The organism is Bacillus sp. AFS002410 (assembly GCF_002556365.1).
In the GTDB taxonomy this organism is placed as follows: domain Bacteria; phylum Bacillota; class Bacilli; order Bacillales; family Bacillaceae_G; genus Gottfriedia.
Genome location: NZ_NUEU01000001.1, coordinates 109,297 through 122,364 on the forward strand (window position 1 = coordinate 109,297; position 13,068 = coordinate 122,364).

The following is a 13,068-nucleotide window of genomic DNA, read 5'->3' on the forward strand; positions in this document are numbered from 1 at the left end:
TAATTTTTGGATAACTATGAGTCCTGCCAAACAAGGCAGGGCTCTTTTTTTGCACATGAAGAATGTTTAAATTGGCAGCGGAGAGGAAAAGTCGACGTGGTTGCCAATTTTAATTTCTATGTATAAGTGCAACTTAAGCCTCTATCTTCGCCTAAAGACTCGCCATATTTGGCGAGTTTTCTTTATTGGCAATGAAGAATTTTTGTCACTCAAAGACACCGGAAAATCAAGCAAAATAAGGGAGGAAGAATTTCAGTTTATTAGAAAGATAGTTTTTTAGGAATGAAAGAAAGGACGCGTTTAAATGAAAAGAATATTAGGATTATTATTAGCAGTTTTATTAGTTTTTTCAATTACAATTCCAACGAATTCTGTATCGGTTCACGCAGATAGTCCAATTGGCTATGTGACGATGTCAGTCGAAGCAAATACATTAGGTGCGGGATTAATTCGACAACCAGTTAAAGTTCCTTTTTATGAAGGGGAAAGTTATGCAAATGTTCTTGACCGATTTTTAAGCGGGACAAGTAATTATGATAGTTACGGATCGTTTAATTCAGGATTCTATTTGTCAAAGGTTAAACTTGAAAATGGAAATATTTCTATAAATGTTCCGACAGTTATAAAAGATGCAATGAATTTAAGTAATGAAGAAATTATTGCTAACGGAGCTCAAAAAACGGGCTATTTAGGGGAATTTGACTACTATAATATGTCCGGTTGGATGTATGCAGTTAATAATGAGTTTCCAAATGTTGGGGCATCTGATAAATTCCCGAAAGATGGGGATGTTTGTAGATGGCAATTTACACTTTATGGATACGGCTCAGATTTAGGACAAGATAATTCAAGTTTTGGTGGGGATAAAGCACTTTATACACCAGCAAATAAAGATTCTTTATTAAAAAAAGTAGCTGAAGTAAATTCAGCACCTAACAAAGATGCGTTATTAGCGAAGGAATCTATTCGAACTGCATATGATCAAGCAAATACAGCACTTATTAATTTAACAGTTGATCAATCTACTGTTAATACTGCACTAACTACTTTAAATGATGCTTTAAACAATGTTGATATAAGCACGCAATTAAATGATTCACTAGGTTATATATTGACTAAAGTTCCTAATCCAAGTTTTGGTACGGGTTCAGGTGAATGGTCAGTATTGTCATTAGCAAGAGGTAACTATAGTGTACCTGATCAATATTTTGTTAATTACTACAATCGTATTGTCGATACAGTGAAGTCAGCAAACGGCGTTTTATCTACATCAAAGAATACGGAATATGCGAGATTAATATTAGCTCTTAGTGCATTAGGAAAAGATTCTACTGATGTAGGTGGATACAACTTACTAACTCCACTTGCTGATTATGATAAAACAGTTAGTCAAGGGATTAACGGAGGGATATTTGCCTTAATAGCATTCGATTCAAATAATTATCAAATACCAACAATTGCAGATTCTACTAAACAAGCAACAAGGGAAAAATACGTTAATTATATATTAAGTAAAGAAGTAAAGAAGGGTACTGATCAAGCAGGAGGGTTTGCTTTATTTGGCACAACGCCTGATCCCGACATTACATCAATGGCATTACAGGCATTGGCTCCATATCAATCTATGCCAGAGGTAAATGCAACAATTAATCGAGCATTAAAAGCGATCTCTACTATTCAAAAAGCGGATGGTGGATTTACTGCATTTGGTTCAACTTCTAGCGAAAGTATTTCACAAGTTATCGTAGCTTTAACAGCAGTAGGTGTAAATCCAGCAACAGACAGTCGATTTGTAAAAGAAAATGGAAATTTAGTGACCGCATTACTACGATTCTATGCTAATGGCGGAGGATTCAAGCATGTTTTAACAGGGAATGTAGATGGAATGGCTACAGATCAAGCGACATATGCCCTTGTATCATATGACAGGTTTCTTAAGGGAGAAAATAGTCTTTATAACATGATGGATGCTCCGGTAACCTTAGTTACAAATCAAATTAATGCATTACCTACAACAATTACAATTTCAAATGAATCAGAGATTGCTAAAGCAAGAACGGCTTATGAAGGTTTAACAGCAGCGCAACAGGGATTACTATCATCAGCGGTATTAGATAAATTAGTTGCAGCAGAATCAGAAATTACTAGTTTAAAAGAAGAAGCAGTACTAGTTGATTCAGTAATTAATAAAATCAATGAATTACCAGCATCAATTACTTTATCAGATGAAACAGCAGTAGTGTCAGCTCGTGAAGCATATGATGGGTTAACGCAAGCTCAAAAAGAAAAAGTATCAGAAACCGTATTAAATAAATTAATTTCGGCGGAAGCAGAAATTAGTAGTTTAAAAGAAGAAGCTTCATTAATAGACTCAGTTATAGTCAAAATAAAAGCCATACCGACAACTATTTCTTTATCAGATGAAGCAGCAGTAGTGTCAGCTCGTGAAGCATATGATGGGTTAACGCAAGCTCAAAAAGAAAAAGTGACGGAAACTGTATTAGAAAAATTAGTTACAGCAGAATCAGAAATTAAAAGTTTAAAAGACGAAGCTTCATTAATAGACTCAGTTGTTAACAAAATAAATGCTTTACCGACATCTGTTACGCTATCGGATGAAACTGCAGTAATATCAGCTCGTGAGGCATACAATGGACTTACTCTTGTTCAAAAAGGGAAAGTATCAACAACTGTATTAAATAAATTAGAAGCAGCAGAAAATAAAATAATCGTCTTAAAAGATCAAGTAAAAGCAGATGCGGTTCAAAATAAAATCAATGGATTACCTTCACAAATCAAGTTAGCTAATGAATCTGCAGTAATTGCAGCTAGAAAAGACTATAACTCTTTAACAACTGCTCAAAAGAACTTAGTTACAACTACTGTACTAAATAAGCTTGTATTAGCTGAAAAAACAATTGTGAATTTAAAAAATGCCGCAAAAGTTGCGAAAGATAAAATTGCTACATTACCAACTACATCACAAGTTAGATTAACTAGTGAATCGGCAATTAAGTCAGCACGAGCAGCTTATAATTCTTTAGATTCAAGTCAAAAATCGCTAGTAGGCAGTATTACTAGACTTACTTCAGCAGAGTCTAGGCTAGGAGTAATAAAAGCAGATAAAACATTACCAACTATAAAAGGAATTTCAAATAATGCCTATTATAGAACGAAAAAAACAATTCAAATCAGTGATAATGTTGGGCTGTTAAATGTAAAACTTACGTTTAATGGTAAGTCATACACTTATTATTCAGGAAAAGTTTTTGCAGCATCTGGTAAGTACAATATTATTGCAACTGATTTAAAAGGGAACAAACGAAGCATCGTTTTCTATATTGATAACAAAGCACCTCTTAAACCAGCAGTAAAAAGTATAAAGAGCTCTACAACAAAAGTTACTGGTAAAGCAGAGTCAAATAGTACGGTTTATATTTATCGTGGCTCAAAAAGAATTGGTTCCGCAAAAGTCTCATCGAGTGGGACTTACTCTGTTAAAATATCAAAACAGAAAAAGAGAACGAAATTAACGGTATATGTAGTAGATCGAGCGGGGAATAAGGGCGCAAAAACTACAGTAACTGTTAAATAATACTGATAATTCTCTAGCTGTATGTAATATTGAAACGATCACTAGTTTAATAGAGGTCGTTTCAGTTTTTTTTAAGTCGAAGGATATGATAATTCCAATTATTTTTACGGTTCTTGGTTTTTAGAAAAGAAGAGAGGATATGGTATAAAAATGAGAAAAATATCAGGGATGTTATTATCAGGTTTTTTTATTTTTTCAGTTACTGTTCCTGCTAATTCCGTGCATGCAGATAGCCGTGCTACGATTTTAGGACAACCAACTACTTACACTACATATGAGAATGCCAAGGCTGCGCCTAACTCAATATTGAAACTAAGTGAAGCTAATAGCAATACGACGATAAGTACTCAACTAAATAATTCTTTAGGATTTTTATTATCTAAAGTTCCTAATCCAAGTTTTGGAACAATTTCAGGTGAATGGTCAGTACTGTCTTTAGCAAGAGGGAACTATAATGTACCCGCACAATATTTTGTTAACTACTATAATCGTATCGTCGATCAAGTGAAATCAGATAAAGGTGTGTTGTCCACATCAAAAAACACTGAGTACTCAAGGCTAATACTGGCACTAAGTGCATTAGGAAAAGATCCTACGAATGTAGGTGGTTACAATTTATTAACACCGCTTGCCGATTACTCTAAAACAATTTATCAAGGTATTAATGGTGGTATTTTTGCATTAATCGCATTTGATTCAAATCATTATGAGATTCCTACTATTGCAGATTCTACAAAACAAGCAACGAGAGAAAAATACATTGATTTTATTTTAAGTAAGGAAATAAAAAAAGGGACTGATCAAGCAGGAGGTTTTGCTTTATCTGGCACAACGCCAGATCCTGATATTACTGCAATGGCACTGCAAGCGTTAGCTCCATACGAATCAATGCCTGAGGTGAGTAGCGCAATTGATCGAGCAGTGACTGCACTATCAAACTTACAAAATACAGATGGAGGATTCACTGCTTGGGGCTCTACGTCTAGTGAAAGTATTGCACAAGCAATCGTAGCTTTAACAGCATTAGGTGTAAATCCAGCAACCGATAGTCGATTTGTAAAGCCAAATGGAAATTTAGTGACTGCACTTCTTAAGTTTTATGTAGACGGTGGAGGATTCAAGCATGTTTTAGAAGGTAGTGCAGACGGCATGGCGACAGATCAAGGGACTTATGCTCTTGAATCTTATGACCGATTCTTAAATGGAATAAACAGCCTTTATAACATGACAGATGCCCCTGTAACGGTCATAACTAACCAAATTAATGGTTTACCAGCCACAATCGCACTTGTGGACGAGCCAGCAATTGTTTCTGCTCGAACGGCTTATGATGGGTTAGGACTAGCTCAAAAAGGATTAGTAGCGTCGGTAGTTTTAGATCGATTAGTCGATGCTGAGGATGCACTTAGAGCATTAAAAAACGAAACGACATTAGTCGATCTAGTCGTTAATCAAATAAATGCTCTACCAGCTACTATTACACTATCAAACGAAGCTTCGGTAGTTTCAGCTCGCAAGGCGTATGATGGGTTAACTCACACTCAAAAAGAAAAAGTTTCTATTAATGTATTAAACAAATTAGTCGCAGCAGAAAATGCGATTACTACATTAAAAAATCAAGCTAAAGCAAGTGAAGTTCAAAATAAAATCAATGCATTACCTTCACAAATAAAGCTTACGAATGAATCAGCTATTGTAGCTGCTCGAGCGGCATATAACGGATTAACAGCACCACAAAAAGCTTTCGTAAGTTCGACAGCTTTAACTAAACTCGTATCGGCTGAAAAAACAATTACTAATTTAAAAAATGCGGCAAAAGCTGTTAAAGATAAAATTTCGGCTTTACCAGCTGTAGGAAGTGTCAGGTTAACAAGTGAGACGGCGATTAAAGCAGCCCGTTCTGGTTACAATGCGCTTGATTCAAATCAAAAAACACTTGTAGGAAGTATTTCTAAACTTACTGCAGCAGAAGCTAGGCTTTCACTTATTAAGGCTGATAAAACATTACCGACGATAAAAGGTGTAACAAATAATGCCTATTATAAAGTAAATAAAACAGTCCAAATAAGCGATAATGTTGGCGTTTTAACAGCTACGTATACAATAAACGGAAAGTCTTATCCTTATTCATCTAGTAAAGTTTACTCAGCGTCTGCTAAATATACAATCACTGTAACTGATTTGAAAGGAAATAAAAGAACGGTTGTATTTTACATCGATAAAACAGCTCCAACTAAACCGACAGTAAAGAGCATTTCAAGCTCTACAACGAAAGTTACTGGAAAAGCAGAAGTGTATAGTACGATTTATATACTTCAAGGCTCTAAAAAGATTGGAACTTCAAAAGTATCATCGTCTGGAGCGTACTCTGTAAAAATAGCAAAACAAAAGAAAAATACAAAACTAACAATTTATGTAGTAGATCGAGCAGGAAATAAAAGTGCAAATACGATTGTAACAGTTAAATAGTAATCTATTAACGTCAAAAAAATCTGCTCGAAATGTTTTTTAATGTTGAAACGACCACTAGCTAAATTAGCGGTCGTTTCAATACTTTAATAAGGAGGGGAATGCGATGAAAAAGTGGCTAGTTTCCATACTTCTAATACTTATACCGACATTGCTAATTGGCTGTGGAAAAGATTATTCGGCTGAAGGGAAAAAGCAAGTACCAAACGATGGAATTTCTCAATCAGTAGTTAACACAATTAAAGAGAATAACGCAAAAGAAAGCGCAGAAAAAAAGCAAACTACTGAAAAAAAACAGAGTGATGAAAAAAAGCAAACCTCTGAAAAAAAGCAAAGTAATGAAGTCAAACAAGAGCAAAAGGAAAGCCCTAAAAAAGAGAAAACAAAAAAGGAAGTAAATAAAGCACCAATTCAAGAAAAAAAATCAAGTAGCACAGATAAAATACAAAAGAAGTCGAATGCTCCTCCGAAAGATACAAAGAAGAATGACGTTGCAACGACTAAAAAACCAGCAAGTGGCAAAAAGGATAAATATCAAACAGATCCAGTACCAGTGGATAAACCAAAACCAGTAGAACCTGGTGATACTGCATTTGTTCCTACTAAAAAGTTAACTGCTACCATTTCAATTGCTTGTGACACGATTTTAAATAATATGGACAAGTTTAACGAAGATAAATTATCTGTTTTGCCAAAAGATGGCGTGATCATGGCAAAAAGGACAGTTGAGTTTTCAGAAGGGGAAAGCGTTCTAGATGTATTGAAACGTGAAACGAGAGCATCCAAAATTCAAATGGAAATGGAATTTTACCCAGCATATAATAGCGCTTATATTGAGGGTATAAATAATATTTATGAATTTGATTGTGGTGAGCTTTCTGGTTGGATGTACAAAGTAAATGGATGGTTTCCAAATTACGGAGCAAGTCGTTATGAACTAAAAGATGGAGATGTCATTGAATGGGTTTATACATGCGATTTAGGACGTGATGTCGGAGGATATGTAGAAGGAGTGGAGAATCAATGAGGGATGCTTTCTCATCCTGCCATCCTTTCATAAATATGTTTTATTTTACAGCAGTCATTATTTTTTCAATGTTTTTTCTTCATCCTGTCCTATTAATCATTTCACTTTTAGTGGCAGTCATCTACTCAATTTATTTAAACGGTGTCAAATCGGTCAAATTTAATTTCTTTATGATGCTTCCAACAATGATTATTGCAGCGATTATAAATCCAACGTTTAGTCACGCAGGTGTGACGATTCTTTATTATATTGACGATGGGAATCCAATTACACTTGAATCAATTTTATATGGTATTGCAGTAGCGTGTATGCTTGTTACTGTCATTAATTGGTTTGCTTGCTACAATGCCGTAATGACTTCGGATAAATTTATCTATCTATTTGGAAGAATCCTTCCAAGTTTATCATTAATATTTTCGATGGTGTTACGATTTGTTCCTAGATTTAAAATGCGAATAAAAGAAATTGCTGAAGCACAACGAAGTATTGGTAAATCTACCTCAAATGGCAATTTATTTCATCATATAAAAAATGGGCTTAACATTATTTCCATATTAGTTACTTGGGCATTAGAAAATGGAATAGAAACAGCCGACTCAATGAAATCTCGCGGTTATGGACTTAGAGGCCGTACTGCATTCTCAATTTTTAAATTCGAAAAAAGAGATCGAATCGTATTAGCAATCTTTATTGTTTGTACTACCATTATTTTAATTGGCACGTATCAAGGAATTACTTCTATTAAATACTATCCAGCCATTTTAATAAAGCCTTTAACGATATGGAATCTTTTTGTTTATTTTACTTACTTGTTATTTTTATTTACCCCTATGATTCTGAATGTAATGGAGGATTTGAAATGGAAATCTATCAAATCAAACAGCTAACCTTTTCTTATCCAGAAAGAGAATATAAAGCGATTGATGATGTTTCAGTTAACATAAATCGAGGTGATTTTACAGTCATAATTGGAAAATCGGGTTGTGGTAAAACAACATTATTACGACATTTAAAAACGATTATTACACCTCATGGAAATCGAAGTGGTGAAATAAACTTTATGAATGAACCAATTGAATCACTAGATTTACGAACAGTAGCGAGCAAAATAGGTTTTGTATCACAAAACCCTGATAATCAAATCGTAACTGATAAAGTGTGGCATGAGCTTGCATTTGGATTAGAAAGTCTTGGTATTGATAATCAAACAATACGACTCAGAGTAGCTGAAATGGCTAGCTTTTTTGGTATCCAAAATTGGTTTATGAAAAATGTGAGTGAACTGTCAGGTGGTCAAAAACAGCTATTAAATTTAGCGTCGGTCATGGCAATGCAACCAGAAGTATTAATACTAGATGAGCCAACCTCACAATTAGACCCAATCGCTGCAGCTGAGTTTTTGGAAGCAATTAAAAAGATAAATAATGAATTAGGCGTTACGATCATCTTAACGGAACATCGATTAGAAGAAGTTTTTCCGATGGCTGATAAAGTAATCGCAATGGAAAACGGTAAGATAATTGTTCACGATACACCTGTACGTGTTTGTGAATGCTTAATGAATGAAAAAATTGATTTAATAAGTGCGTTGCCAAGTGCCATGCAAATCTATTCGAGCTTGTCTAGTAATGAGGAATGCCCAGTAACCGTGCGAGACGGAAGAAATTTTTTAGATCATTTACTTAATGGTAAATCAATAAAAGAACAAAATCCTGAAGTGAAAAATGATATGAATAACAACGAAAACGCGATTGAATTAAGGGATGTATGGTTTAAGTACGAAAAAAATGGGACGGATATTTTAAAAAGTTTGTCTCTTAAAATACAAAAAGGTAAATTTTATGCCATTATGGGTGGAAATGGAACAGGAAAATCAACAACTCTATCAGTAATAGCAGGAAATAATAAACCTTATCGTGGAAAAGTTTTACTAAATGGAAAACCAGTTGCGAAATACAATAATAAAGAGCTATTTCATAAAAATTTAGGTGTACTACCTCAAAATCCTCAAAGCTTATTTGTGAAAAAGACTGTAGAGCTTGATTTAATTTCGATCGTAAAGGATCGAACATTAAGTGAAGAGGAGATGAACAAGAAAATTTCTGATGTTTCTATCTTAGTTGAAATAGAGCATTTGCTAAAGGAGCACCCTTATGATTTAAGTGGTGGAGAGCAACAACGAGTAGCATTAGCAAAAATACTACTATTAGAACCTAAGATTCTATTACTAGATGAGCCTACTAAAGGTTTAGATAACTGTTTTAAAGAGAAGTTTGCCAAAATTTTAAAAGAACTAACTCAAAATGGTGTTACGATTTTAATGGTGTCACATGATCTAGAATTTTGTGCAAAACATACAGACAATTGTGGACTATTTTTCGATGGTAATTTAATTTCGGAAAGTACAACTTCAGAATTCTTTGGTGGTAATAGTTTTTATACAACTGCAGCAAATCGCATCTCTCGCCAATATTTTAAAAATGCCATAACAAATGAGGATGTGATTGCATTATGCAAGATGGCAATGCAATAAAATCAAGAAAAAGAAGTATGCTAGCCACCTTTCTAATTTTAATAGTAATTCCCCTAACAATTGCATGCGGAATCTTACTATTAAATGACAGAAAATATTATTTGATTAGTCTTCTAATTATTTTCTATTCGATGCTTCCATTTGGAATGGTTTTTGAAAAACGTCGCCCTCAAGCAAGGGAGTTAATTGTGATCGCAGTACTATGTGCGATTGCCGTTGCTGGAAGAGCAGCCTTTTTTTGGATCCCACAGTTTAAGCCGGTTGTTGCAATCGTCATTATTGCCGGGGTAACCTTTGGAGCTGAAAGTGGATTTTTAGTTGGAGCAATGTCAGGCTTTGTATCAAATTTCTTCTTTGGTCAAGGTCCATGGACACCATGGCAAATGTTTTGTTTTGGGATCATTGGATTTATTGCTGGACTAATATTTCATAAAAATAGACTCCCTAAAAAAAGGCTTATCCTTTGTCTTTTCGGTGGACTATCAACATTTTTTATCTATGGCGGAATCATAAACTTTGGGGCACTATTAATGTGGTCTTCACACCCCACTAGGGAAGCTCTCATAGCAACATATCTATCCGGTGTACCATTTGATCTAGGTCACGCAGTAGCAACGGTCATCTTTTTAGCGATCCTTGCTAATCCGATGATCGAAAAATTAGAACGAATAAAAAAGAAATATGGCTTAGTAGAAAGTCGATAAGTAAAGTAAATATCGATAGCTTCTGTCATTCACTGAAAACATAACATTTGGTTATGTTTTTTGTACATTAAGAAAGTATAAATTAGCAGCGGAGAAGAACAAATGACGTAGTTTCCAATTTTAGGATTTAAGTATAAGTGAAACTACCCCTCTATCTTCGCCAATCGGCGAGTTTTTTTTATTGTAAAGTAATAAATGTGAACTTTTTATGAAAATATTACCGGGGGTCTACGAAATAAAATTATGATAGTATTTTTATAAGGAGGGGACGAGAAATGGAATTTAAAAAAGCAAATTACATGTTAATTGGGGTACTTATTTTATTAAGTGCATTAAAATATATCGATGTTGTACGCAATTTAATAAATAAATCAAATGAAACTTATTACGTGCTTTTCGGAGTAGTGATCGTAATAACTGGTATAATTTTTGTATTAAGTCCTTATTTTATGAAGGATAAACAAGGTGATTTTTCTATTGAAGGTTAAACTAATGTGATCCTAAATTAAGAAAATGTCTATCTTAATTTAGGATAAGATCTAAATTATAAACTTCTATCTAACTTCTTCTAAAACTCTCCAGTTCCAAGAAAATCTATCCATTAAAAGTTTACTATGTAGAATATTTAACAAATGATTGGTGACTCTATCCGTATAAATGAAGAATTGGTATTTTACGGAAAGGAAGTCTAACGAAATATGTCAACATGGTCCCAAATATATAATCCTTTACATAATATTTGGCTTTCTGCATTAATGGCAGCTATTCCAATTATATTTTTTATTATCGCATTAACAGTTTTAAAACTAAGAGGTTATATAGCAGGGGCATTAAGCATTATTGTTGCAGGTATTGTTGCAGTTTTAGTTTATGGAATGCCGATAAAAATGATTGTGTCATCTGCTGTATATGGAATATTGGCAGGGATTTGGCCAGTTGCATCAATCGTACTAGCAGCAATATTCCTATATAAACTAACTACTAAAACTGGTCAGTTTAGTATTATTCGAAAAAGTATCGCATCCATAACGGAAGATCAACGAATTCAAGTTCTTTTGGTGGCCTATTCATTCGGCGCATTTTTAGAAGGTGCTGCAGGATTTGGTGCGCCTGTTGCCATTACTGCTGCGATTCTAGTTGGGCTTGGTTTTAATGCATTAAATGCTGCGGCGATCTGCTTAATCGCAAACATTGCTGGTGGAGCATTTGGAGCAATGGGAATACCTGTTAATGTACCAGCACAATTGACTGGTCTTGATGGACTTACAGTTGGTAGATATACTGCTCTCGTTCTTCCACTAGTAAGCATTTTAGTACCATTTTTACTTGTATTTATCATCGATGGTTTTAAAGGAATTAGACAAACACTTCCAGCCATTTTAGTTAATGGAATTTCATTCGCCATTACACAATTTGCTGTTTTGTATTTTTTAGGCGCAGAACTTGCTGATATATTTGCAGCAATAATAAGTTTAGTTGCAGTATCATTATTTTTACGCATATGGAGTCCAAAAGAAATTTATAAAATTCAACAAACAGAAAGTAAAGCTTCAAACGCAGAAGAAAGATATTCATTTAATCAAATCATCTATGCATGGTTACCGTTTATTCTACTAACTGTTTTTGTGACAATTTTTAATTTAAACTTTATTAAAGCTCTATTTGCACCCGGAGGAGCACTGGCGAAACTTGTATTTTTAATACCTGTACCAGCTTTGAATAATTTAATTATTCGAAAACCGCCAATTGTTCCAACTGATACACCTTATGCAGCCGTTTATAAATTAGATTTATTTTCGTCAACTGTAACGGCCATTGTATTAGCAGCTATTTTAACGATTATTATTTTTAAATGTAATTGGAATTTAGTTAAAGAGACCGCCAGTGAAACTTTTAAAGAATTAATATCACCAATACTAACCATTTGTAGCGTCTTAGCTTTTGCCTACATTTGTACCTATTCAGGAATGTCATCAACGCTTGGACTAGCGTTCGCATCTACTGGAGACAAGTTCCCACTATTCTCACCAATACTTGGTTGGATCGGCGTATTCCTAACAGGTTCCGTTGTAAATAGTGGATCATTATTTGCACCATTACAAGCCGTAACAGCAGCACAAATCGGAATCCTCCCAGAAACAATGGTTGCCGTAAACGTAATGGGAGGAACAATGGCAAAAATGATTTCCCCACAATCAGTAGCAGTCGCAACAGCAGCAGTTGGCCTTGTTGGACAAGAATCAAAGCTCTTTAAAATGACAGTAAAGTACAGCCTGTCACTATTAGTTTTAATAGGTATTGTTAGCTGGACTATATTTTAAGGATAGGAATTTGAACCATAAGATATTATTTCTTATGGTTTTTTTTGCGTTTTCAATCGTGTTCACATTGAAAGATAAGGGCATATGCTCAAGCTAACAGAGTGTCATGAAGGAAAACAAATGTCTTATGCACAAAAACGATTAGCTTAAGGATGAAAAATTGTAGCTTATGAATGAAAAACAGGAGCATATGCACGAAAATCAGTGGCTTATGGATGAAAAACTGTGGCTTATGGATGAAAAACTGCAGCTTATGCACGAAAATCAGAGGCATATGCACAAAAACAACTACTTTATGAGCAAAGTTCACACCCTTATGAACAAATGACATATTTTGTTTGCCTTGTCCTTAAATCGTCGAAACACTATAAAAAGGGCTATTTTCTAGGGGATAAAAAATTTAAAAGTGACATGAAGAA

8 protein-coding genes are annotated in these 13,068 nt (G+C 34.3%); all 8 read left to right on the forward strand.

The annotated features are described in order from the left end of the window. Positions 1–304: 304 nt before the first annotated feature. The 8 genes from CN692_RS00420 (at position 305) to CN692_RS00455 (ending at position 12,649) form a co-directional block, all read left to right on the forward strand. Entirely contained in the window at positions 305–3,595 is a 3,291-nt protein-coding gene (locus CN692_RS00420) for an Ig-like domain-containing protein (protein WP_098117036.1), read from the forward strand. A 150-nt stretch (positions 3,596–3,745) separates the two neighbouring features. After that, the gene (locus tag CN692_RS00425; RefSeq protein WP_098117037.1) at positions 3,746–6,064 is read left to right on the forward strand and encodes an Ig-like domain-containing protein; all 2,319 of its coding nucleotides are present in this window, start codon (positions 3,746–3,748) and stop codon (positions 6,062–6,064) included. A gap of 106 nt (positions 6,065–6,170) precedes the next feature. Continuing rightward, positions 6,171–7,091, forward strand: coding sequence for a DUF4430 domain-containing protein (locus CN692_RS00430; protein WP_098117038.1), 921 nt, complete (start codon positions 6,171–6,173; stop codon positions 7,089–7,091). Further along, positions 7,088–7,978: an energy-coupling factor transporter transmembrane component T gene (locus CN692_RS00435; protein ID WP_098117039.1), complete on the forward strand. Its 891-nt coding sequence runs from the start codon at positions 7,088–7,090 to the stop codon at positions 7,976–7,978. Before CN692_RS00430 ends, CN692_RS00435 begins: the two co-directional genes overlap by 4 nt. Further along, the gene (locus CN692_RS00440) at positions 7,951–9,624 is read left to right on the forward strand and encodes an ABC transporter ATP-binding protein (RefSeq protein ID WP_098117040.1); all 1,674 of its coding nucleotides are present in this window, start codon (positions 7,951–7,953) and stop codon (positions 9,622–9,624) included. Before CN692_RS00435 ends, CN692_RS00440 begins: the two co-directional genes overlap by 28 nt. Continuing rightward, positions 9,603–10,328: an ECF transporter S component gene (locus CN692_RS00445; protein ID WP_098117041.1), complete on the forward strand. Its 726-nt coding sequence runs from the start codon at positions 9,603–9,605 to the stop codon at positions 10,326–10,328. The genes CN692_RS00440 and CN692_RS00445 overlap by 22 nt, the downstream gene beginning before the upstream one ends. Before the next feature lie 275 nt (positions 10,329–10,603). Beyond that, positions 10,604–10,816: a hypothetical protein gene (locus CN692_RS00450; protein WP_098117042.1), complete on the forward strand. Its 213-nt coding sequence runs from the start codon at positions 10,604–10,606 to the stop codon at positions 10,814–10,816. 210 nt (positions 10,817–11,026) lie between these two features. Next, entirely contained in the window at positions 11,027–12,649 is a 1,623-nt protein-coding gene (locus CN692_RS00455) for a lactate permease LctP family transporter (protein ID WP_098117043.1), read from the forward strand. Positions 12,650–13,068 lie beyond the last annotated feature (419 nt).